The following is a 21607-nucleotide window of genomic DNA, read 5'->3' as shown; positions in this document are numbered from 1 at the left end:
AGAAAAGAAAGGAAGGGCCCAGGGGGGGGAAGGGCGGACTGTGTGGGGTCCGGCACGGGGGGGGGGGGGGGGCGGTTGGGGTGAAACCCCGACCCCCCCCCCACGACCCCCGGCACCGTCGCCTTACCTCTCGCTCAGTGGCAACCACCTCATCACCGTGGATGGAGAGTCGTCATGACCGAACAATCCCTGCACCGCCGCCGTTTCCTGCTGGGAGGCGCGGCCGTCGGAGCGGGCGCGCTGCTGACCGCGTGTACCTCGAACGAGGCACCGGCGCAGAACACCGCCGCCAACGTGGCCAACGCGGGCAGCAACTCGCAGCCGGGAAACCCCGTCACCATCGGGTTCTCGGCGCCCGCCGCCGACCATGGCTGGATGGCGGCCATCACCAAGAACGCCCGCGCGCAGGCGCAGAAGTTCAGTGAGGTCACGCTCAACGCGACCGAGGGCACCAACGACGTCAACCAGCAGATCTCCCAGGTGGAGACGCTGATCAACGCCAAGGTCAACGTGCTGGTGATCCTGCCGTTCGATGGCAAGGCACTCACCGCCGTCGGCCAGCAGGCGATGGACGCCGGTATCCAGGTGATCAACCTCGACCGCGTCTTCGACACCCCGCTCGCGTACCGCACCTGGATCGGTGGCGACAACTACCGGATGGGCGTCAACGCCGGGAACTACATCGCCAAGCAGATGAAGGCGAAGAACATCGCCAGCCCGGTGATCGGCGAGGTCGCGGGCATCGACTCGCTGCCGCTGACCCAGGAACGCAGCAAGGGTTTCAAGGACGCCTTGGCGCGTCAGGGTTTCGCGGTCGGCCCGCGCGTCTCGGCGCAGTTCACGCCGGAGTCGGGTGAGCAGCAGACCTCGAACCTGCTGCAGTCCGCGCCCAAACTGGACGCGCTCTGGAACCACGACGACGACCAGGGGGTCGGCGTCATCGCGGCGATCAACAACGCCAACCGCAAGGACTTCCTGATGGTCGGCGGCGCGGGTTCGAAGAACGCGATGAACCTGATCAAGTCCGACGCCGAGCCGCTGAAGGCGACGGTGCTCTACAGCCCGTCGATGGCGTCGTCCGCGATCTCGCTCGCCCGGCTGCTCGGCCAGAACAAGGGTGCGAGCGATTTCGCCGAGCACGAGATCCCGTCGGAGATCACCACGTACTCCGCGGTGGTCACCAAGGAGAACGTCGACCGGTACATGGACGTCGGCTTCGACTCGTAAACCCGCGTACCCGACACACGCAAGCGGAGACATAGGAGGGGCATGAGCACGGCAAAGGAAACGATCGGGGTCGGCATGGTGGGCCACGCGTTCATGGGTGCGGTGCATTCGCACGCGTGGCGCAGTGTGCACCGGTTCTTCGCGCCACCGCTGATCCCGAGACTCGCCGTGCTCGGCGGCCGTGACGAGGTGCGGGCGAAGGCCGCGGCGGAGCGGTTCGGCTGGGAAGACGTCGAGACGGACTGGCGCGCGCTGATCGCCCGCGACGACGTCGACCTGGTCGACATCTGCACCCCGGGCGACAGCCACGCCGAGATCGCGATCGCCGCGCTCGAGGCCGGAAAGCACGTGCTGTGCGAGAAACCGCTGGCCAACACCCTCGCCGAAGCCGAGGCGATGGCGGAGGCGGCGGCGAAGGCCCGCGGAGGCGGCGTCCGGTCGATGGTGGCCTTCAACTATCGCCGGGTGCCCGCGCTCGCGCACGCCAGGAACCTGGTCGCGAGCGGGGCACTCGGCGAGATCCGCCACGTGCGGTCGGTCTACCTGCAGGACTGGCTGTCGGATCCGGAGTCGCCGATGACCTGGCGGCTGCACAAGGACAAGGCGGGCTCCGGCGCGCTGGGCGATCTCGGCGCGCACATCGTCGACGCCGCCCAGTTCGTCACCGGCGACACGATCACCGGGGTTTCGGCACTGACCACCACCTTCGTCAAGGAGCGGCCGGACGGCGACGGCGGGACGGGGCAGGTCACGGTCGACGACTGCGCGCTGTTCCTCGGCCGGTTCTCCGGTGGGGCCGTGGCGAGTTTCGAGGCGACCCGGTACGCGCTGGGCCGCAAGAACTCGATGCGGCTGGAGATCAACGGATCGAAGGCGAGCCTCGCGTTCGACTTCGAATCGATGAACGAACTGTCCTGGTTCGACGGTGGCCAGCCCGCCACGGAGTCGGGGTTCCGCCGGATCCTGGTCACCGAACCGGACCACCCGTACGTCGGGGTGTGGTGGCCGCCGGGCCACCTCCTCGGCTACGAGCACACGTTCACCAACGAGGTCGCCGATCTGCTGACCGCGATCGGCGAAGGCACGGATCCCGAACCGTCCTTCGAGGACGGGTTGAGGGTTCAGATGGTCCTCGACGCGGTCGAGCGCAGCGCGGCCGAAGAGGCGCGATGGACCGCTGTGCCCGGCGTCACCACGAAGGCGAGTAGCTGAGGACATGGAGAAAACCGAGGAGGCGGCGAAGTGGTAACGGCGGTGTAGATCCAGCCGAAAGTCGCATGGACGTACCTCAAGGCGACTTGGTTCGATCCGAAACGTCCGACCATCCGAGGAAATAGGCCGTCGGACGTTCCGGATCTTGGAAAGGTGGAGAAATGCCTGCTCAGGAGCGCACGGGCATCTGGTTGATCGGCGCGAGAGGATCGGTGGCCACGACCGCCGCGGTGGGCCTGCTGGCCCTGCGCGCCGGCGTGACCGGTCCGGTCGGCTGTGTCACCGAGCTACCCGCGTTCGCGGGGGTTCCGTTGCCGGGCTGGGACGACCTGGTCCTCGGCGGGCACGACATCGCGCACACGCCGTTGGAGAAGCGCGCCGAACAGCTCGCGGGCGCCGGCGTGTTCGGGCACTCGGTGTTCTCGGCGGTCCGGTCCGGACTGGCCGAAGTGGACGCCGAGATCCGCGACGGTTACCACCCGGCGACGCATACGGGTGCCCAGGCCGACGCCGCCGCGCGGCTCGGCGCGGACATCCGGGCTTTCGCCGACCGGCACGGCCTCGCGCGGGTCGTGGTGGTCAACGTGTCCTCCACCGAGGCCCCGTGCCCCCACCTTCCCGAACACGACGACCTCGACGCGCTCGAAGCGGCGCTCGCGGATCCGGCGAGGGCGGTCCTGCCGTCCAGTTCTCTGTCGGCCTACGCGGCGCTGAAGGCGGGGAGCCCGTACGTCGAGTTCACGCCGTCGCCCGGGGTCACCCTGCCCGCGCTGCGGCAGCTCGCCGAACGGGAAGGCCTGCCCTACGCGGGTTCCGACGGCAAGACCGGCGAGACCCTGCTCCGCACCGTCCTCGCGCCGATGTTCAGCGCGCGGGCGCTGAAGGTCCGCTCCTGGTCCGGCACCAACCTGCTCGGCGGCGGTGACGGCGAGACACTGGCCGACCCGGTGACCGCGAACAGCAAGCTGGAATCGAAGGCCCGCGGCCTCGCGGCGTTGCTCGGCGAGGACGTCACCGCGCCGCTGCACATCGACAACGTGCCTGACCTCGGCGAGATCAAGACCGCGTGGGATCACGTGTCGTTCGAGGGTTTCCTCGGTGCGCGCATGAGCCTGCAGTTCACCTGGACCGGCTACGACTCCGCGCTCGCGGCACCGCTGATCCTCGACCTCGCGAGGCTGGTGACCGCGGCGCACGCCGACGGCCAGAGCGGCGCGCTGACCGAACTCGGCTTCTTCTTCAAGGATCCGTTGGGCAGCGACGAACACCGCTTCGCCGAGCAGGCCGCCCGCCTGATCACCTGGGCGGGAACCCTGTGAAGGCTTACGTGGAACTCGTACGGGCGCCCGCCGCGCTGACGGTGCTCGGTGACACGGTCGCCGGATCCGCGGCGGCGGGACTCAAGATGACCGGACGACGGCTGCTGCTGCCGCTCTCCTCGGTCGCCATCTACTGGGCCGGGATGGCCCTCAACGACTGGGCGGACCGGAAGCTCGACGCCGTGGAGCGTCCCGAGCGGCCGATCCCGTCCGGGCGGGTGAGCGCGGGCGCGGCGCTCACCACCGGGGCGACGCTGACCGCGGCCGGGCTCGGCCTGGCCGCGCTCGGCGGTGGCCGTCAGGCGATGCGGGTCGCGGTCCCGCTCGCCGCCGCGGTGTGGGCTTACGACACCGTGCTCAAGCCGACCCCGGCCGGACCGGTGGCGATGGCGGCCTGCCGCACGCTCGACGTCCTGCTGGGCGCAGGCGACTCTCCGAAGAAGGCTCTCACCGCCGCGGCGGCCGTCGGTGTCCACACGCTCGGCGTCACCGCCTTGTCCACCGGTGAGGTCCACGGCGCGAAGCCAAGTACGGCTCGTGCCGCGTTGGCCACCACCTGTGCCGCGACAACGTTGGCATTGACCGGACCGGCGCGGGGCGGCTGGCACCGGCTCGCCTCGATGGCGGCCGGCTCGGGGTACGCGGGCCTGGTCGGCCGCGCGCAGGCGGACGCCGTCCGTGACCCGTCGGCGAAGTCCGTGCGCTCGGCGACGAAATCCGGCATCCACGGCATGGTCCCGCTCCAGGCGGCGATCACGGCCAAGGCTTCAGTAGTGGGGGCCGCGCTGGTCGCGACCGCGCTGCCGATCGCCCGCAAGCTGTCGCGGAAGGTGAGCCCCACATGATGACGTTCTCCTTGGGATACGGCACGAACGGCTTCTCCAACCACCGCCTCGACGACGCCCTCGCGATCATCGCCGACCTCGGCTACACCGGGGTGGCGCTGACGCTGGACCACGACCATCTCGACCCGTTCGCCGACGACCTGGCACAGCGGGTCGACCACGTGGCGTCGCGGCTTTCGGCGCTCGGCCTGAACCGCGTCGTGATCGAGACCGGTGCCCGGTACCTGCTCGACCCGTGGCGCAAGCACTCACCGACGCTGCTGTCGGACGACCCCGCGCTCCGGATCGACTTCCTGGCGCGGGCGATGCGGATCGCGGCCGACCTCGGTGCCGACTGCGTTTCGTTCTGGTCCGGTGTGTCTACTGTGGACAAAGAGACCGCCTGGTCACGGTTGCGCGAAGGCGTTGCCGCGGTCTTGGAGCACGCTTCGCGACTGAACGTCCGGCTCGCGATGGAACCGGAACCCGGACACCTCGTACAGCATCTGAGTCAGGTCCTGGACCTGCGCAAGGAACTCGGCGAGCCGGAGCTGTTCGGCGTCACGCTCGACGTCGGGCACTGCGTCGCCGTCGAGCCGGTCAACGCGGCCGAGTGCGTCCGGCTCGCCGGGCCGCTGCTGTGGAACGTGCAGCTGGACGACATGCTGCCGAGGGTCCACGAGCACCTCGAATTCGGCGACGGTCATCTGGACCTGCCGGGGACGCTCGCCGCGCTGGCGGAGATCGGCTACACCCGGCTGGCCGCGGTCGAACTGCCCCGGCACAGCCACGCCGCACCGGACACCGCGCGCAGGGCCTTCGAAGCCCTCACCGACGCCTTGCCGCAAACCTGGCTGGACAAGGCGGAACGCCGGATCCGGGAGAAGCCGTCGGACGTCGGCTCGCTCTTCCCGGCCGTCGGCCGCGAGGTCGGCCGGACGGCGGTGCGCCCGGAGACGGATCCGCAGGGGCTGGTGCACGGCACCGTCGACGACCGGGCGCGCGTCCGGCTCGTGACAGTGCTGGCCGAAGTCCTCGACGACGCGGCGCTGGCCGCCGAGCTGCGGGATCTTTACCGCTACGGCGACGACGCCGAGCGGCGAGGGGTGCTCCGCGCGCTCAACGAGCTGGCGTCGCCGGACGCCGAAGTCACTGACACCGGCGTCAAACTGGTCGAAGACGCCTTGCGGGCCAACGACATCCGCCTGGTCGCCGCCGCCATGGGGCCTTTCGCCCGGTTCCTGGACGACCACACTTGGCGGCACGGTGTCCTCAAATGCGTCTTCGTCGGCGTTCCGCTCGCCGCCGTCGCGGATCTCGAAACCCGCGCGGACGACGAGCTGAGGCGCATGCTCGCCGACTTCGCCGACGAACGCCGGGCGGCCGGACGTGACGTTCCCGCCGACGCCCTCTCATTGCTCAAGGAAGGCCACTGACCGTGCGCATCTTCGACCCCCACATCCACATGTCCTCCCGGACCACCGACGACTACGAAGCCATGTACGCGGCAGGCGTCCGCGCTCTCGTCGAACCCGCGTTCTGGCTGGGCCAGCCGCGCACCAGCGTCGGCTCGTACACCGACTACTTCGACGCCCTCATCGGCTGGGAACGGTTCCGCGCCGCCCAGTTCGGCATCCGGCACCACTGCACGATCGCGCTGAACCCCAAGGAAGCCAACGATCCCCGCTGCCGCGAGGTGCTCGACGTCCTGCCGAGGTACCTGGCCAAGGACGGCGTGGTCGCGGTCGGCGAGGTCGGCTACGACTCGATGACCAAGGAAGAGGACGAGGTCTTCGCGCAGCAGCTGGCGATGGCGCTGGAGCACGACCTGCCCGTCTTGGTGCACACCCCGCATCGCGACAAGCTGGAAGGCACCAAGCGCACGCTCGACGTCGTCCGTGAGGCCGGCGTCGCACCGGAGCGTGTGGTCGTCGACCACCTCAACGAGGTCACCGTCAAGCTGGTCAAGGATTCCGGCGCCTGGATGGGCTTCTCCATCTACCCGGACACCAAGATGGACGAGCACCGGATGGTCGAGATCCTGCGCCAGTACGGGCTGGACAACATGATCGTGAACTCGGCCGCCGACTGGGGCCGCTCGGATCCCTTGAAGACCGCCAAAACCGGGCAGGCGATGCTCGACGGCGGTTTCACCGAGGCCGACGTCGACCAGGTGCTGTGGCAGAACCCGGTCGACTTCTACGGGCAGAGCGGACGGCTCACGCTCGACCCGCTGCCCGGGTTCACCGGCGAGGCTGCGACCTTCGAAGGCAACTCGGTGCTGCGAGGTGCCCGCAAATGATTTCCTACTGTACGAACGTTCATCCCGCCGAGGATGTCGACGGCATCGTCGCGCAGCTGGAGCGGTACGCGCTCCCGGTGCGCGAACGGCTGGGCGCCGATCGGCTCGGCGTCGGGCTGTGGCTTTCCGCGCCGGTCGCGCGCGGACTCGCCGACGACGCGGATGCCCGCAAGGCGTTCCGTGCGGAGCTGGACGCGCGCGGTCTGTCGGTGTACACACTCAACGCGTTCCCATACGGCGGTTTCCACGACGAGGTCGTCAAACACGCGGTCTACCGTCCTGAGTGGACGAACAGCGACCGGGTCGCCTACACGATCGACTGCGTGACCGTCCTGTCCGAGCTGCTCGCCGACGACGCTTCGTACGGCAGCATCTCGACGCTGCCGCTCGCCTGGCGTGAGCCGTGGTCCGAGCACGACGACCGCCGCGCTGCCGAGGCTTTCGGCGAGGTCGTCCGGGCGATCGGTGACCGGCCGATCAAGCTGGCCGTCGAACCCGAACCCGGCTGTGTGCTCGACACCGTGGCCGACGCGCTGGGCTGGCTTTCCGGCCGCGTCGACCCGGAGTATGTCGGACTGTGCCTGGACACCTGTCACCTGGCGGTCTCGTTCGCCGACCCGGCGGAGACACTGGCCGCGATCGCGAAGTCCGATGTGGACATCGTCAAGGTGCAGGCCTCCGCCGCACTGCATGTGGAAGATCCCGCCGAAGCTCGCGAGGCCTTGACCGCGTTCGCCGAACCGCGGTATCTGCACCAGGTCCGAGAACTCGGCGCGGACGGTGTCGTGCGCAAGGCCGACGACCTGCCCGACGCATGGCGACAATTACCAGGAGAGGGACCGTGGCGCGTGCACTTCCACATGCCGCTGCACCAGGCCCCGGCCGCTCCGTTGTCCACCACGACCGACGTCCTGCGCACCGTCGCCGCCGGGTTGCCCGGCGAACCGCATATCGAGGTCGAGACCTACACCTGGAGCGTGCTCCCGGACGCGGGTGACCTCGTCGGCGGAATCGCCGCGGAACTCGAGTGGGCACAGGCGAACCTCGTCAAGGAAGGGGCGTCCGCGTGAAACCCTTGGTCGTCATCGACGTCGTCGGGCTGACCCCGAAGGCGTTGCGGGACATGCCGAAACTGTCCGCCGTCGCCCGTGACGGCTGGCAGGCCGAGTTGGGCACGGTGCTGCCCGCCGTCACCTGCAGCGCGCAGTCGACCTTTCTCACCGGGCTGATGCCCGCGCAGCACGGAATCGTCGGCAACGGCTGGTACTTCCGCGAGCTCGGCGAGATCTTCCTGTGGCGCCAGCACAATCGGCTCGTCGGCGGCGAGAAGCTGTGGGAGACCGCGCGGGCGGCGCATCCCGGCTACACGTCGGCGAACGTCTGCTGGTGGTACGCGATGGGGATGAGCACCGACGTCACGGTGACCCCGCGGCCGATCTACCACGCCGACGGCCGCAAGTCGCCGGACGCCTACGTGCGCCCGCCCGAGCTGCACGATCAGCTCACCGGTGCGCTGGGGGAGTTCCCGCTGTTCCAGTACTGGGGTCCGACGGCGTCGCTCAAATCGAGCAAGTGGGTCATCGGCGCGTCCCGGCAGATCCTGCGGGAGAAACGTCCCGATCTGCTGCTGACCTACGTCCCGCATCTGGACTACGACCTGCAGCGCTTCGGCCCCGACGCACCGCAGGCGGCGTTGGCGGCGCGAGAACTGGACAACGCGCTCGCGCCGCTGCTGGACGACGCCCGCGACGCCGGGGCGACCGTGGTCGCGCTCAGCGAGTACGGGATCACGAACGTCAGCAGGCCGGTCGACATAAACCGGCCACTGCGTCGCGAAGGACTGCTGGAGGTCTACACGCAGGCGGGGATGGAATACCTCGACCCGTGGGCGTCGCGCGCGTTCGCCGTCGCCGACCACCAGGTCGCGCACGTCTACGTTCGCGACTCCGCCGACGTCGAGCGGGTTCGCTCGATCGTCGGTGAGCTGACCGGCGTCGACGAGGTCCTCGATCGTGAGGCGCAAGCTCGTTACGGGTTGGACCACGAACGGGCAGGCGAACTCGTCGCGGTCGCCGAGCCGGATTCGTGGTTCACGTACTACTACTGGCTCGACGACGCGCGGAAGCCCGATTTCGCGCGCGGTGTCGAAATCCATCGCAAACCGGGTTACGACCCCGCCGAGCTGTTCTTCGATCCGGAGGACAAGTTCGCCAAGGCGCGGGCCGGGCTCAACCTGGCGAAGAAGTTCGCCGGGCTGCGCTACGCGATGGACGTCGTCCCGACCGATCCGCGCTGGGTGCGCGGTTCGCACGGACGGCTGCCGGATTCCGCTGAGGACAGTCCGGTGCTGCTGTGCTCCGATCCGGCCTTCCAACCGTCCGGTCGGGTGGGGGCTACCGACGTGCATCCCCTGCTGTTGGCCTTGCAAGGGCTCAAGTGAGGTCTCGGTACAGGGGGTCGTGAGTGGCGATTCGGGTTAGAACCCGAATCGCCACTCACGACCAACTGGACCGACCACTCACCGCAGGCTTGCCTCAGCGCGACAGCAGCTTCATGCTCTCGTCGGGATAGCGCTGCCCGGCCACCGCGTCGGCCGGTACCGCCTCTTCGATCTCGGCCACGTCCTCGGCCGTCAGCTTCAAGCCGACAGCCGCGACGTTCTCTTCGAGGTACTTGCGCCGCTTGGTGCCCGGGATCGGCACGACGTCCTCACCTTGCGCCTGCACCCACGCCAGCGCCAGCTGACCCGCGGTGACACCCTTTCGCTCGGCGAGCGCCCGCAGTGCCTCCACGATCGCCAGGTTCCGTTCGAGGTTCCCGTCGGCGAAGCGCGGTTGCGCCGTCTGCCGGAAGTCACCCTCGGCGAAGTCCTCTTTGGACTTGAAGCGGCCGGTGAGGAACCCGCGCCCGAGCGGCGAATACGGCACCAGGCCGATCCCCAGCTCGCGGCAGACTCCGGCGACCTCGTCCTCGATGTCGCGTGACCACAGCGACCATTCCGTCTGCACCGCCGTCACCGGATGCACGGCGTGCGCCCGCCGGATCGTCTCCGGACCGGCTTCGGACAAGCCGATGTGCCGGATCTTCCCCTGCTCGACCAGCGAGGACAGCGCCCCCGCGGTCTCCTCGATCGGCACTTCCGGGTCGACCCGGTGCTGGTAGTACAGGTCGATGTGGTCGACGTTCAGCCTGCGCAGCGAGGCCTCGACCTGTTGCCGCACATAGAATTCGTCGCCCCGGATCCCGCGCTTGCCGGGGTCGGCCTCGTCGCGCACGATGCCGAATTTGGTCGCGAGCACGACCTTGTCCCGTTTGCCGGCCAGCGCGCGGCCGACCAGTTCCTCGTTGCGGCCGAAGCCGTACATGTCCGCCGTGTCGATCAGGGTGACGCCCAGCTCGATCGCGCGATGGATCGTCGCGATCGATTCGGTTTCGTCACCTTGACCGTAGAACTCGCTCATGCCCATGCAGCCGAGCCCCTGCGCACCGACTTCCAGTGTGCCGAGCCTGCGAATGGGCAGCGTCGAACCCGTCATGATTTCTCTCGCAATTCTTGGGGAAGTTACTTGCCGGCGGCCCGGGCGAGCCGCTCCGGGTAACGCTCACCGGCGATCGCCTCGGCCGGTGCGGCCTTCTCGATGGCCTCGATGTCCACTTCGGACAGTTCCAGTTCGGCGGCCGCCGTGTTCTCTTCGAGGTACTTGCGCCGCTTGGTGCCCGGAATCGGCACGACGTCGTCGCCCTGAGCCTGCACCCACGCGAGCGCGAGCTGACCCGCCGTCACACCCTTCTCCGCCGCCAGCGCCCGCAGCGCCTCGACGATCGCCATATTCCGCTCGAAGTTGCCTTCGGCGAACCGGGGCAGATTGCGGCGCATGTCGTCTTCCGGCAGGTCCCTCACCGACGTGACGCTTCCGGTGAGGAACCCTCGGCCGAGGGGCGAGAACGGCACGATGCCGATCCCCAGCTCGCGAGCGGTCGGGAGGATCTCGCCTTCGATGCCGCGAGTCCACAGGGACCATTCGCTCTGCAGGGCCGTGACCGGGTGGACGGCGTGCGCGCGACGGATCGTTTCGGCACTCGCCTCGGAGATACCGGCGAACCGGATCTTTCCCTCCTCCACCAGCTCCGCGAGCGCGCCCCAGGTCTCCTCGACCGGCGTGTCCGGGTCGACCCGGTGCTGGTAGTAGAGGTCGATGTGGTCGACGTTCAACCTGCGAAGGGACTCTTCGCAGCTCGTCTTGACATAAGCGGCGTCCCCACGGGCGGACATCCCGCCGTCCTTGTCCCAGATGATGCCGAACTTGGTCGCCAGCACCACCTGGTCCCGCTTGCCCGCGATAGCCCGGCCGACCAGTTCCTCGTTCGCACCGGCACCGTAGACGTTGGCGGTGTCGAGCAGGGTCACGCCCAGTTCGAGGGCGCGGTGGACGGTGGCGATCGACTCCGTGTCGTCGTCCCGGACGCCGTAGGCCTGGCTCATCCCCATGCAGCCGAGTCCTTGCGCCCCGACTTCCAGACCGCCGAGCCTCCTGGTGCTGATCACGCTGAAATTCCCTCCATGGTGGCTCCGGTGCCGAGCACCTTGCGCTCCACCTGGTCGTAGTGGTCGATCTTGTAGTCGAGGATGTCGAGGCAGGTCTGCAGCTCGGCGATCCGGTCGGCGACCGAGTTGCGCTGGTCGACGAGGATCGCCTTGCGCCGTCCCGCGCTCGCCGCGCCGTGGTGGCGCAGTGACGCGTACTCCCGCATGCGTTTGATGGGCATGCCGGTCAACCGCAGCTTGGTCAGGAACCCCAGCCACCCGAGATCCTCATCGGTGTAGGCGCGGCGCCCCGCGGCGTCCCGTGCCGGGGGCTCGACGAGTTTGATGCGCTCGTAGTACCTGAGGGTGTCGATGGACAACCCGCTACGTCGCGCGGCTTCCGCTATCGAGTAGCTCATGTCGTCGACAGTACGACCTGGAGTGCGCTCCAGGTCAACTCCGAATCCGAGCGATTGATAACAGCGTTCCGATACGCTCGGGACATGCCTCGCCCCAGGACGCACGACGAGAACCTCCGGCTGAAGCTACTGGACCGCGCCGGTGAGCTCATCTCGGCCGACGGCCCGAAGGCGCTCAGCCTCCGCAAGCTGGCCGCCGACGTCGGCACGTCCACCACCGCGGTCTATTCACTCTTCGGCGGGAAGACTGATCTGGTCAGCGCCCTCTTCGCCGAGGGCTTCCGCCGCTTCGGCCTCCGGATGTCCGGCGTTTCGCGCACCGGCGACCCGGTCGAGGACCTCGTGCGGCTCGGCGTCGCCTATCGCGAAAGCGCGCTGGCCGACCCGCATCTCTACGCGATCATGTTCACGAAGTCGGTCCCGGGTTTCGAGCCCGCCGAGGAGATGTCCGAGCAGGCGCGCGCCACGCTCGCGCCGCTGGAGGAGACGATCCGCGCGGCCGTCGCCGACGGCGTCTTCGCCGACGTCCCGCCCGAGGTCGTCATCGTGAGCTGCTGGGGAATCGTGCACGGCCTGGTGTCGCTGGAACTGAACGGGAACCTGCCGGAGGAGTTCACCGTGAGCGAGGCCTACGAGACCGCGCTGCGGGCGAACGCCTCCGGCTGGCTGCGCCACTGACAACTCGCGTTTAGCGGGCTAAACGCGATCCACACCGCGCCGCATTTAGTCCTCTAAACGCGATCAGTAGAGCGGGAGGGTGCCCTGGTGCAGGATCGCCCCAGCCGCGTCGAGGACGGTGATGCCCACCCGCGCGTGCTCGTAGTCCTGGCTGACCCCGTCCGGCAGCCAGGCCGCGAAAGTCCCGTCCGCGACGGTCGCGTCGATCGTCTTGCCGGTCCCGAAGTCGAGCTTCACGGCCGCGGCCGCCTCGGGAACGACCCCCAAGTACGCGTTCTGGGGCCGAGCGGCGTTCCCGGGCCGGTTCGCCATGCCGACCGTTTCCGTCCACAAAGGATGCACAGGTCCGGCGGACTTCCTCCGCTCGTCGAAGACCCGGTAGTACTCGGTCTTCCCGTCCCCGTACCCGAGTCCGCCCTGGCACACGATGGCCCGGTCACCCAGGCGCGCGACGACGACTCCGACCTTCTCCCCTTCGATCAGCGCACCGACCCGGTAGGCGTCCTCGTCGGCCACCGCGTCGGGCGCTCCTCTTGTGCAGGTGTTGAAGAACTCGCCCGCGGGCGTGGCCCGGTCGGGAACCGGCGACACCGGTTTGTCGAGCTCCGACGCCGCCGGCTCCGGCGCGGGCCGAAGAGGGTGGGGAGCCTGGTATCGGTTAGGCCGGGATTGTTTCCCCGGAGTCGGCCCGACCGCGTAGGTGGTCTTTGACGGCTTCATCGGCGCGATGTACACGAACAGGTTCCCCGGCCGGAAGATCGGGATCTCCCGCAGTGACGACGACGTCTCGTTCTGACCCGTGATCTCCAACTGCGGCCACCCGGGGTCGGCGATGCCCGCGACCGTCCCGGCCCGGGTCATCAGCAGGGCGGCGGTCCCGCCGTGCGTGTACGGCGGAGCGGCGGCCGGATCGGACACGGTCGCCGTCATCAGCGTGGTCTCGCAGAAGAAGGGTCCTTCGCCCGCCGTCACCGCGACGACGGTGACCGACGACGAAACGACGGTGAAGCGCGGCGACCACTCGTCCCGGTCCGGGAAGCTCGCGGCCCTGCCCTGGGACTTGATCACCGCCCAGCACCGGTTCATCGCCGACACCGCCCTCGGCCAGTCGAGGGAGAAGTCAGGGTTCGCGACGACGGGACCCGGCCTGTCCGGTTCCCGGATGACCACGGTGGCGACCAGAGCGCCCGCGAGGACCAGGACGACGGCGGCCGCGGCGGCCACGATCGGCCATCGCCGCCGGCTGGGTTTTCCCATCCCCTCCCGCAGGGACATCCGCAGGTTGTCCAGCACTTCCGGGGGGAGTTCACGCCTGCCGGGCAGGCGGAGGTCGTCGGTCATTTCTCCTCCAGAGCGGCTCGCAGCTGCGCGCGGGCCCGCGAGATGTGGGCGCGAACGGTCACTTCGGCGACGCCGAGCAGTTCGGCGGCGTCGGCGAGCGAAAGATCGCCGAGCAGGCAGAGCTCGACGGCCTGGCGCTGCGACTTCGGCAGCTTCGCGACCAAGGCGAGCACCTGCCTGAGCCGGTCTTCGCCGTCGAGCTGGTCGACGACGGTGTCGGCGTGGTCGACCACCGACCGGGGTTCCGGCAGCCGCCGGGCCAGCCGGAGCCGTCGCCCGGAACTGCGGTGTTCAGTGCGCGCGAGGTTGCCCGCGACGGTGTACAGCCAGGGCAGCGCGCTGTCCCGGATGAGCGTGATACCCGACCTGCGCCGCCAAGCGGTGAGGAAGGTCATCGAAGTCAGGTCTTCGGCCGACGCCCACGATCCCGTCAACCGATAGGCGTGATTCCACACCGACTGGACGTGGCGTTCGAAAAGCTCGGTGAACGCACCGTGATCACCGCCCGCGGCCGCGCGCCAAAGCTCCGTGTCGCTCCCGTCGGGAGGAGGTTCGGACGAGTCCACCGGCACCCCCACCGATCCGGTCACTGTTCTGGTCACACCCGTCAGTGCCCGGCACCCAGCGGGATGTTGCGAACCGGCCGGATCGCGTTTAGCGGGCTAAACGCGATCCGGGGCGAGGCTCAGACGGCGCCGTACTGCCGGTCCCCCGCGTCCCCGAGGCCCGGCACGATGAAGCCGGAGTCGTTGAGCCGTTCGTCGATGCTCGCGGTCACCACCCGCAGCGGCAGCCCAGTCTTCTCCAGGTGCTCGATGCCCTCGGGCGCCGCGAGCGCGCAGATCGCGGTGACGTCGGTGGCGCCCCGGTCGGTGAGTAGCCGGATCGTGTACTCCATCGAGCCGCCCGTCGCCAGCATCGGGTCGAGCACCAGCACCGGCCGGTCGGCGAGCGATTCCGGCAGCGACTCCAGGTACGGCGTCGGCTTGAGCGTCTCTTCGTCACGAGCGAGGCCGACGAAACCCATCTGGGCGTCGGGGATCAGTTTGTGCGCCTGATCCGCCATCCCGAGCCCCGCCCGGAGCACCGGCACCAGCAGTGGCGGACTCGCCAGCGCGTAGCCGTCGGTGCGCGCCACCGGCGTGTGGATCCGCTCGATCCGCACGGGCATGTCGCGCGTGGCTTCGTAGACCAGCATGACGGTCAGTTCGTGCAGCGCCGCGCGGAAAGCGGCGCTGTCGGTGCGCGCGTCGCGCATGGTGGAAAGCCTGGCCTTGGCCAGCGGGTGATCAACGACGTGCACATCCATGCCGGTCAACTTAGCTCCTCACGCCTGCCGCGCGAACCAGCCGACCCAGCGGCGCTGCCACGGCATCTCCACCGAACGTTCGTGGTGGTTCGCCCGCGCCCACGCGACGGCTTCCTCGGCGGACAGCCCGGAAAGCGTGGCCAAGCACGAGAGCACCGTCCCGGTCCGCCCCACGCCGCCGTAACAGGCGACCTCGACGTTCTCGCCCGCCGCGGCCCGGCCGTGCAGGGCCACGATCTGCCGCCGCGCCTCGGCTCGGTCCATCGGCACCAGGAAATCGGGCCAGCGGATCCACTCGTGGTCCCAGTCCAGCTTGTGGTCGTGTTTCCGGCGCAGCTTCGCGCCGCCCAAGTAAAGCCCGAAATCCGGCGAAGGCCCCTCCGGCCAGGGCCGGCCCAGGCCACGCCCGCGTACCTTGACCCCGTCCGGCAGTTCGATCGCACCAGGTAGTGAGTTCCCCATCACGGCAGAATCCCACTGTCGGCCAAAAGACGGACGCCCGGCCCTCGCGCCGGCGCTAGGCTCCTGCGCGTGAGCGAAGAGCCAGCCCTGCCCGGACCCGATCAGATGCGCATCTCCGACGCCGACCGAGAGCAGGTCGCGCAGGTGCTGCACGCGGCGATGTCCGAGGGCCGCATCACCATCAACGAGCTGGAAGAGCGGCTCACCATCGTGTACGCGGCCAAGACGTTCGGGGACCTCAAACCGGTCACCGCGGATCTGCCCCAGCAGTCACGGTCCGCGATCGAGCCGGTGACCTCGCGCGCGCTGGGCCTGCCCGACGACCGCATCGGCGGGCACCCCGGCTCCGGCGCCTCGATCGCCGTCATGTCGGGCGCGTCACGCAAGGGCAGCTGGGTCGTCCCGCCGCAGCACAACAGTTTCGCGTTCTGGGGCGGCGCCGAACTCGATCTGCGGTACGCGCGGTTCGCCGAGAAGCATTCGACGATCACCGCGGTCGCGATCATGGGCGGGATCGACATCATCGTGCCCGACGACATCAACGTGGACGTCACCGGAATCGGCTTCATGGGCGCCTTCGAACTGGAGGACCGTGCCGGGACGCCCCCGGCGGCGGCGACCGCGCCGACGGTGAAGATCACCGGCCTGGCGTTCTGGGGTGGCGTCGTCGTGAAGCGGAAACCGCGTAAGAAGGACACACCCGAACTGGAAGCCTGACCTGAACTGGGGGATTCACCGCATGCGCCGAAGTTTCGTCGCGATCGCTTGTGCCGCACTGCTTTCCGTCACCGCCTTCCCGGCGGCGGCCGCTGGGAAGACCGATCCGCGACAGACGGCGATGGACGCGGCCGTCGCCGCGGGCATCCCCGGCATGGTCGCCGTCGCCGACGGTTTCCGCGGCGTCAGCGGGGTCGCGAACGTCGACCGACCGGGCAAGCCCGACGCTGCGGGCCGCTGGCGGGTCGCGAGTGTGTCCAAGGTGTTCGTCGCGACCCTGGTCCTTCAGCTCGTGGCCGAGAACCGCGTGGGACTGGACGAACCCGTCCAGCGCTACCTGCCGGGCCTCTTGCCGTATCCGGAGCCCATCACCGTCCGTCAGCTGCTGCAGCACACCAGCGGCCTCCAGCGCGACCTGGCTCCCGAGGACACCTGGGCGACGGGGCCGGAGATCGACACCGAGCGCTTCGAGCATTTCGACAGCGACGACCAGATCCGCCTGAGCGTGTCGAAGCAGCCGCTGCAGTTCAAGCCCGGAACGAGCTGGGCGTACTCCAACACCGGCTACAACGTTCTCGGCCTGCTCGTCGAAAAGACCACCGGGAAACCGCTCGAACGGGTGCTGGCCGAGCGCGTCACCCGGCCGCTGCACCTGCGCGACACCTCACTCCCCCGTGACTTCCCGTTCCTGCTCCGCCCGGCCGCCCACGGCTACGAGCAGCTGTACGACGCGCCGCGCGGCCTCACCGACGTCACCACCTACAACTACTCGCGCTACTTCGGCGCGGGCGGCATCGTGTCCTCGGGCAAGGACCTCAACCGCTTCTTCGAGGCGCTGTTCGGCGGCCATCTGCTTCCCGCCGGCCTGATGACGCAGATGAAGAAGACCGTCCCGGTCGGCGGCGGCATGGAGTACGGCCTCGGCTTGATGAAGCTGAACCTCAAGGCCGCGGGCGCCTGCGCCGAGGACATCTCGATCTGGGGGCACGGCGGCGACCTTCCGGGGTTCGCCACCCTCAGTTTCCAGGACGAGTCCGGCAAGAACATCTCCACGCTGGCCACCGTGGACATCACCGCTTCGCCGGACGCCGCGCTCAAGCGTCAGCTGCCGATGATCTCCGAGTTCTGCGCCCCGGTGGTGCCCTCGACCAGGGCGGTCGCCCAGGCCCCGGTGCCCAGCCTGTAGGCCGCTTACACTCACCCGTATGACAGCTACGACCAGCTCGTCAGCGGCGACGGCCACCCCGTCGCCGCTGGCGGACGCGACTCGCGACGAGGCGAGCCTGCGCCGGTTCCTGCACGGGCTGCCTGGTGTCGACCAGGTCGGCGTCGAGCAGCGGGCGGCGGGCCTCGGCACGCGCAGCATCAAGAAGGCCGCCAAGCTCTGGGCGATCGACACTGCCATCTCGATGGTCGACTTGACGACCCTCGAAGGCGCCGACACCCGCGGCAAGGTCCGCGCGCTCGCCGCGAAGGCCATGCGGCCGGACCCGGACCGGCCGGACACCCCGAAGGTCGCGGCCGTCTGCGTGTACCCGGACATGGTCGAGACGGCTGTCGAGGCACTGCGCGGCACCGGCATCCACGTCGCGAGTGTCGCCACCGGCTTCCCGGCGGGCCGCACGAGCCGCGAGATCAAGCTGGCCGACACCAAGATCGCCGTCGACGCCGGTGCCGCCGAGATCGACATGGTGATCGACCGGGGCGCGTTCCTGGAGGGCCGCTTCATGGCGGTCTTCGAGGAGATCCAGGCCATCAAGGCCGCCTGTGGCGACGCGCATCTGAAGGTCATCCTCGAAACCGGCGAGCTGGCCACCTACGACAACGTCCGCCGCGCGTCCTGGCTCGCGCTGCTGGCCGGTGGCGACTTCATCAAGACCTCCACCGGCAAGGTCTCGCCCGCCGCGACGCTGCCGGTCACGCACGTGATGCTGCAGGCCGTCCGCGACTGGTTCGTCCAGACCGGCGAACTGCGCGGCGTCAAACCCGCCGGCGGCATCCGGACGACCAAGGACGCGATCAAGTACCTGGTCGCGGTGCACGAGGTCGCCGGCGAGCAGTGGCTGACCCCGGACCTGTTCCGGTTCGGCGCGTCCAGCCTGCTCAACGACCTCCTGCTGCAGCGCCGCACCCAGGCCGACGGCCACTACAGCGGTCCCGACTACGTGACGGTGGACTGACCATGGGCATCTTCGAGTACGCGCCCGCGCCCGAATCGCGCGACCTCGCGAACCTCAAACCGCATTACCGGCCGTTCGTCAACGGCGAGTTCGTCGACGGCTCCGGCGAGCCGCTCAAGACGATCAACCCGGCCACCGAAGAGGTGCTCGCCGAAGTCGGCACCGCCTCGGTGTCCGATGTGGACAGTGCGGTGAAGGCCGCGCGCAAGGCGTACAACGGCGTCTGGTCCAAGATGCCGGGCTCCGAACGCGCCAAGTACCTCTTCCGCATCGCCCGGCTGATCCAGGAACGGTCGCGGGAGCTGGCCGTGCTGGAAAGTCTCGACAACGGCAAGCCGATCAAGGAATCGCGCGATTCCGACGTGCCGACGGCGGCCGCGCACTTCTTCTACCACGCGGGCTGGGCCGACAAGCTCGACTACGCGGGCTACGGCCCGAACCCGAAGCCGCTCGGCGTCGCGGGTCAAGTCATCCCGTGGAACTTCCCGCTGCTCATGCTCGCGTGGAAGATCGCGCCCGCGCTGGCCACCGGCAACACCGTGGTGCTCAAGCCCGCGGAGACCACGCCGCTGACCGCGCTGGTGTTCGCGGAGATCTGCCAGCAGGCCGAACTCCCGCCGGGGGTGGTCAACATCCTGCCCGGCGCCGGGGACATCGGCGCCGCGCTGGTGGGCCACGACGACGTCGACAAGGTCGCGTTCACCGGATCGACCGAGGTCGGCAAGGCCATCCAGCGCCAGATCGCGGGCACCGCGAAGAAGCTGACGCTGGAACTGGGCGGCAAGGCGGCGAACGTCGTCTTCGATGACGCCCCGCTGGACCAGGCCGTCGAGGGGATCGTCAACGGGATCTTCTTCAACCAGGGCCACGTCTGCTGCGCGGGTTCGCGGCTGCTGGTGCAGGAATCGATCGCGGAAGAGGTGCTCGAAAAGCTCCGTTACCGCGTTTCGACGCTGCGGCTTGGCGACCCGCTGGACAAGAACACCGACATCGGCGCGATCAACTCCGCCGAGCAGCTCGCGAAGATCAAGGGTCTCGTGGAATCCGGCGACGCCGAAGGCGCGGAGCGCTGGACCAGCCCGTGCCCGGTGCCCGAACGTGGCTTCTTCTTCGCTCCCACCGTATTCTCGGACGTCCAGCAGTCGATGCGCATCGCCCGCGAGGAGATCTTCGGGCCGGTCCTGTCGGTGCTGACCTTCCGCACGCCGGAGGAAGCCGTCACCAAGGCGAACAACACGCCGTACGGGCTTTCCGCCGGGATCTGGACCGAGAAGGGCTCGCGCATCCTGTGGATGGCGAACCAGCTCCGCGCCGGCGTCGTCTGGGCCAACACGTTCAACCGCTTCGATCCCGCCGCGCCGTTCGGCGGCTACCAGGAGTCGGGTTTCGGCCGCGAAGGCGGACGCACCGGACTGGAGGCCTACCTCGATGTCTGACCGTATTTCGGTGGCGAAGACCTACAAGCTCTACATCGGCGGCAAGTTCCCGCGCTCGGAATCGGGCCGGGTGTATCCGGTCACCGACAGCAAGGGCAAGTTCCTCGCGAACGCCTCGCACGCGTCCCGCAAGGATGTCCGTGACGCGGTTTCCGCCGCCCGCAAGGCTTTCGGCGGCTGGTCGGCGGCGACCGCCTACAACCGCGGCCAGGTGCTCTACCGGGTCGCGGAGATGCTGGAGGGCCGTCGCGAGCAGTTCGTCGCGGAGGTGGCCGCTTCCGAAGGCCTCGCGGCGAAGAAGGCACAGTCCCTTGTGGACGCTTCGATCGACCGCTGGGTCTGGTACGCGGGCTGGACGGACAAGATCGCGACCGTGCTCGGCGGGGCCAACCCCGTCGCGGGGCCGTACTTCTCCTTCACCGTGCCCGAGCCGACCGGTGTCGTCGGCGTGCTGGCGCCGCAGCAGTCGTCGTTGCTGGGTCTGGTGAGCGTGCTCGCCCCGGTGCTGGCGACGGGCTCGACGGCGGTGGTCGTCTCCAGCGCGGAGCGGCCGCTGCCCGCGATCACCCTGTCGGAGGTCCTGGCGACATCCGACCTGCCGGGCGGGGTGGCGAACATCCTGACCGGCCGGGCGTCGGAGCTGGGCTCGTGGCTGGCCTCCCACGGGGACGTCAACGCCCTGGACCCGACAGGCGCGGAGCCGTCCGCCCGGGCGGACCTGGCGCGCGACGCCGCGGGCACCGTGAAGCGTGTCCTGACCGTGCCGGACACCGAGCCGGACTGGACGGCCGACGCCGACATCGCGCGGCTGCGGCGGTACCTGGAGGCGAAGACCGTCTGGCACCCGCTGGGCGTCTAGCCACTTCCCGCGTTTAGTCCTCTAACTGCGGGACTTGCCGTGAAGGCCTCCTTCCCTACTTTGAGGGTAGGAAAGGAGGCCTTCACGGACTTTCAGCTACCGGGGGTCCAGGTCGGCGCTGGTCAGTGCCCGGCCCGGCAACTCCTCGCTCTGCCCGGCCCGCAAGCCGTCGATCATGATCCCGATGCAGCGCCGGGTCGCCATCCGCGCGACTTCTTCGGCCTTGCCCGGCATCTGACGCAGCAGCGTCGCGAACAAGATCGCGACGTCACCCGTGGCGACGTCGGTCCGGAGCCTGCCCTCCGCCTGGGCGCCCCGGACGAAGGCGTCCATCACCAGGAGCAACTCGTCTCGCAGGGCCTTGATCGCGGGATCGCTCCTCAGGATCGCCAGTGCCCGCGGCGACACCATCGCGAGTTGAATGCTCAACTGGAGTTCCATCGATTGGTGCAGCAGCCGGATCAGCGCGGCCCAATCAGAGGACTCCTGGTCTTTCGCCGCCTTCGCGTCCCTGAGCACCTTGTCGAAGTTGTCGACGGCGACCGCCCGGATCAACGCGTCCCGATCGGGGAAACGCCGGTAAAGCGTGCCGACACCGACGCCTGCCGCGCGCGCGATCTCTTCCATCGGGACCTCGGCGCCCTGGGCGGCGAAGATCTCCCTCGCGGCGGCCAGGATCTGATCCCGGTTCCGGCGCGCGTCGGCACGCAAGCGGGTCTCGGGGTCGGCTGTCATGGTCCTCGCCTCTCCAGGGTGTTTCGGCGCCGTGATTCTCGCACGGACGAACGCGCACTTCA

Annotated in this window: 22 protein-coding genes; 14 read left to right on the top strand and 8 right to left on the bottom strand. The window is 69.1% G+C overall.

From position 1 onward, the window contains the following. The first annotated feature begins 174 nt into the window (after positions 1-174). The 8 genes from ACZ54P_RS07610 to ACZ54P_RS07575 all read left to right on the top strand — a co-directional run bounded on the left by ACZ54P_RS07610 (position 175) and on the right by ACZ54P_RS07575 (position 9324). Positions 175-1227, top strand: a complete 1053-nt coding sequence (locus ACZ54P_RS07610; RefSeq protein ID WP_465460688.1) for a substrate-binding domain-containing protein — start codon at positions 175-177, stop codon at positions 1225-1227. Between the two features lie 42 nt (positions 1228-1269). Beyond that, entirely contained in the window at positions 1270-2439 is a 1170-nt protein-coding gene (locus ACZ54P_RS07605) for a Gfo/Idh/MocA family protein (RefSeq protein ID WP_465460687.1), read from the top strand. A 161-nt stretch (positions 2440-2600) separates the two neighbouring features. Then, entirely contained in the window at positions 2601-3758 is a 1158-nt protein-coding gene (locus ACZ54P_RS07600) for an inositol-3-phosphate synthase (RefSeq protein WP_465460686.1), read from the top strand. Next, positions 3755-4603 carry an SCO3242 family prenyltransferase gene (locus ACZ54P_RS07595; protein ID WP_465460685.1) on the top strand — a complete coding sequence of 283 codons (849 nt, stop codon included), beginning with the start codon at positions 3755-3757 and terminating at the stop codon, positions 4601-4603. Before ACZ54P_RS07600 ends, ACZ54P_RS07595 begins: the two co-directional genes overlap by 4 nt. Continuing rightward, a complete protein-coding gene (locus ACZ54P_RS07590; RefSeq protein WP_465460858.1) occupies positions 4603-6018 on the top strand; it encodes an EboA domain-containing protein in 1416 nt (471 codons plus the stop codon). The genes ACZ54P_RS07595 and ACZ54P_RS07590 overlap by 1 nt, the downstream gene beginning before the upstream one ends. A gap of 2 nt (positions 6019-6020) precedes the next feature. Further along, positions 6021-6884, top strand: a complete 864-nt coding sequence (locus ACZ54P_RS07585; RefSeq protein ID WP_465460684.1) for a TatD family hydrolase — start codon at positions 6021-6023, stop codon at positions 6882-6884. Continuing rightward, positions 6881-7954, top strand: a complete 1074-nt coding sequence (gene eboE, locus ACZ54P_RS07580; protein WP_465460683.1) for a metabolite traffic protein EboE — start codon at positions 6881-6883, stop codon at positions 7952-7954. Before ACZ54P_RS07585 ends, eboE begins: the two co-directional genes overlap by 4 nt. Then, entirely contained in the window at positions 7951-9324 is a 1374-nt protein-coding gene (locus ACZ54P_RS07575; RefSeq protein WP_465460682.1) for an alkaline phosphatase family protein, read from the top strand. The genes eboE and ACZ54P_RS07575 overlap by 4 nt, the downstream gene beginning before the upstream one ends. Before the next feature lie 94 nt (positions 9325-9418). On the opposite strand, the gene ACZ54P_RS07570 is transcribed toward ACZ54P_RS07575, so the two are convergent. Genes ACZ54P_RS07570 through ACZ54P_RS07560 form a run of 3 tightly spaced genes read right to left on the bottom strand, consistent with a single transcriptional unit; the run spans position 9419 to position 11828 of the window. Continuing rightward, on the bottom strand, positions 9419-10420 hold the full coding sequence (locus tag ACZ54P_RS07570; RefSeq protein WP_465460681.1) for an aldo/keto reductase: 1002 nt from the start codon (positions 10418-10420) through the stop codon (positions 9419-9421). Positions 10421-10446: 26 nt separating this feature from the next. Then, entirely contained in the window at positions 10447-11430 is a 984-nt protein-coding gene (locus tag ACZ54P_RS07565) for an aldo/keto reductase (protein WP_465460680.1), read from the bottom strand. After that, positions 11427-11828 carry a MerR family transcriptional regulator gene (locus ACZ54P_RS07560; protein ID WP_465460679.1) on the bottom strand — a complete coding sequence of 134 codons (402 nt, stop codon included), beginning with the start codon at positions 11826-11828 and terminating at the stop codon, positions 11427-11429. The genes ACZ54P_RS07565 and ACZ54P_RS07560 overlap by 4 nt, the downstream gene beginning before the upstream one ends. A gap of 84 nt (positions 11829-11912) precedes the next feature. Between ACZ54P_RS07560 and ACZ54P_RS07555 the strand changes: the two genes are divergently transcribed. Beyond that, entirely contained in the window at positions 11913-12506 is a 594-nt protein-coding gene (locus ACZ54P_RS07555) for a TetR/AcrR family transcriptional regulator (RefSeq protein ID WP_465460678.1), read from the top strand. Positions 12507-12569: 63 nt separating this feature from the next. Here ACZ54P_RS07555 and ACZ54P_RS07550 read toward each other — a convergent pair whose 3' ends face one another. From ACZ54P_RS07550 to ACZ54P_RS07535, 4 genes are all read right to left on the bottom strand, one after another. After that, positions 12570-13847, bottom strand: a complete 1278-nt coding sequence (locus ACZ54P_RS07550) for a hypothetical protein (RefSeq protein WP_465460677.1) — start codon at positions 13845-13847, stop codon at positions 12570-12572. Next, positions 13844-14437, bottom strand: coding sequence for an RNA polymerase sigma factor (locus ACZ54P_RS07545; protein ID WP_465460857.1), 594 nt, complete (start codon positions 14435-14437; stop codon positions 13844-13846). Before ACZ54P_RS07545 ends, ACZ54P_RS07550 begins: the two co-directional genes overlap by 4 nt. 95 nt (positions 14438-14532) lie before the next feature. Continuing rightward, positions 14533-15156, bottom strand: coding sequence for a uracil phosphoribosyltransferase (gene upp / locus ACZ54P_RS07540; RefSeq protein WP_400562334.1), 624 nt, complete (start codon positions 15154-15156; stop codon positions 14533-14535). Positions 15157-15174: 18 nt separating this feature from the next. After that, complete coding sequence (locus ACZ54P_RS07535) at positions 15175-15618, bottom strand: protein-tyrosine phosphatase family protein (RefSeq protein ID WP_465460676.1); 444 nt, start codon at positions 15616-15618, stop codon at positions 15175-15177. 105 nt (positions 15619-15723) lie between these two features. Here ACZ54P_RS07535 and ACZ54P_RS07530 point away from each other — a divergent pair, with 105 nt between their 5' ends. The 5 genes from ACZ54P_RS07530 to ACZ54P_RS07510 are packed head-to-tail and all read left to right on the top strand — an operon-like array spanning position 15724 to position 20810. Further along, the gene (locus ACZ54P_RS07530; RefSeq protein WP_465460856.1) at positions 15724-16335 is read left to right on the top strand and encodes a DUF1707 SHOCT-like domain-containing protein; all 612 of its coding nucleotides are present in this window, start codon (positions 15724-15726) and stop codon (positions 16333-16335) included. A 22-nt stretch (positions 16336-16357) separates the two neighbouring features. Next, a complete protein-coding gene (locus ACZ54P_RS07525) occupies positions 16358-17521 on the top strand; it encodes a serine hydrolase domain-containing protein (protein WP_465460675.1) in 1164 nt (387 codons plus the stop codon). 19 nt (positions 17522-17540) lie between these two features. Beyond that, positions 17541-18515, top strand: a complete 975-nt coding sequence (gene deoC / locus ACZ54P_RS07520; RefSeq protein WP_061983481.1) for a deoxyribose-phosphate aldolase — start codon at positions 17541-17543, stop codon at positions 18513-18515. Positions 18516-18517: 2 nt separating this feature from the next. After that, positions 18518-19951, top strand: coding sequence for an aldehyde dehydrogenase family protein (locus tag ACZ54P_RS07515; protein ID WP_465460674.1), 1434 nt, complete (start codon positions 18518-18520; stop codon positions 19949-19951). Next, positions 19944-20810: an aldehyde dehydrogenase family protein gene (locus ACZ54P_RS07510; RefSeq protein WP_465460673.1), complete on the top strand. Its 867-nt coding sequence runs from the start codon at positions 19944-19946 to the stop codon at positions 20808-20810. Before ACZ54P_RS07515 ends, ACZ54P_RS07510 begins: the two co-directional genes overlap by 8 nt. Before the next feature lie 96 nt (positions 20811-20906). Here ACZ54P_RS07510 and ACZ54P_RS07505 read toward each other — a convergent pair whose 3' ends face one another. Further along, positions 20907-21545: a TetR/AcrR family transcriptional regulator gene (locus tag ACZ54P_RS07505; protein ID WP_465460672.1), complete on the bottom strand. Its 639-nt coding sequence runs from the start codon at positions 21543-21545 to the stop codon at positions 20907-20909. Positions 21546-21607 lie beyond the last annotated feature (62 nt).

The organism is Amycolatopsis sp. NPDC034160 (genome assembly GCF_055575355.1).
Note: the sequence above shows the minus strand (reverse complement) of the source record. Positions and strands in the feature narration are given on the sequence as shown.

Bases quoted from the DNA above. Each gene is read 5' to 3' on its own strand.
- ACZ54P_RS07610 (WP_465460688.1), top strand. From the start codon at position 175: ATGACCGAACAATCCCTGCACCGCCGCCGTTTCCTGCTGGGAGGCGCG.
- ACZ54P_RS07605 (WP_465460687.1), top strand. From the start codon at position 1,270: ATGAGCACGGCAAAGGAAACGATCGGGGTCGGCATGGTGGGCCACGCG.
- ACZ54P_RS07600 (WP_465460686.1), top strand. From the start codon at position 2,601: ATGCCTGCTCAGGAGCGCACGGGCATCTGGTTGATCGGCGCGAGAGGA.
- ACZ54P_RS07590 (WP_465460858.1), top strand. From the start codon at position 4,603: ATGACGTTCTCCTTGGGATACGGCACGAACGGCTTCTCCAACCACCGC.
- eboE (WP_465460683.1), top strand. From the start codon at position 6,881: ATGATTTCCTACTGTACGAACGTTCATCCCGCCGAGGATGTCGACGGC.
- ACZ54P_RS07570 (WP_465460681.1), bottom strand. From the start codon at position 10,420: ATGACGGGTTCGACGCTGCCCATTCGCAGGCTCGGCACACTGGAAGTC.
- ACZ54P_RS07560 (WP_465460679.1), bottom strand. From the start codon at position 11,828: ATGAGCTACTCGATAGCGGAAGCCGCGCGACGTAGCGGGTTGTCCATC.
- ACZ54P_RS07555 (WP_465460678.1), top strand. From the start codon at position 11,913: ATGCCTCGCCCCAGGACGCACGACGAGAACCTCCGGCTGAAGCTACTG.
- ACZ54P_RS07550 (WP_465460677.1), bottom strand. From the start codon at position 13,847: ATGACCGACGACCTCCGCCTGCCCGGCAGGCGTGAACTCCCCCCGGAA.
- upp (WP_400562334.1), bottom strand. From the start codon at position 15,156: ATGGATGTGCACGTCGTTGATCACCCGCTGGCCAAGGCCAGGCTTTCC.
- ACZ54P_RS07535 (WP_465460676.1), bottom strand. From the start codon at position 15,618: ATGGGGAACTCACTACCTGGTGCGATCGAACTGCCGGACGGGGTCAAG.
- ACZ54P_RS07530 (WP_465460856.1), top strand. From the start codon at position 15,724: ATGCGCATCTCCGACGCCGACCGAGAGCAGGTCGCGCAGGTGCTGCAC.
- ACZ54P_RS07525 (WP_465460675.1), top strand. From the start codon at position 16,358: ATGCGCCGAAGTTTCGTCGCGATCGCTTGTGCCGCACTGCTTTCCGTC.
- deoC (WP_061983481.1), top strand. From the start codon at position 17,541: ATGACAGCTACGACCAGCTCGTCAGCGGCGACGGCCACCCCGTCGCCG.
- ACZ54P_RS07515 (WP_465460674.1), top strand. From the start codon at position 18,518: ATGGGCATCTTCGAGTACGCGCCCGCGCCCGAATCGCGCGACCTCGCG.
- ACZ54P_RS07510 (WP_465460673.1), top strand. From the start codon at position 19,944: ATGTCTGACCGTATTTCGGTGGCGAAGACCTACAAGCTCTACATCGGC.
- ACZ54P_RS07505 (WP_465460672.1), bottom strand. From the start codon at position 21,545: ATGACAGCCGACCCCGAGACCCGCTTGCGTGCCGACGCGCGCCGGAAC.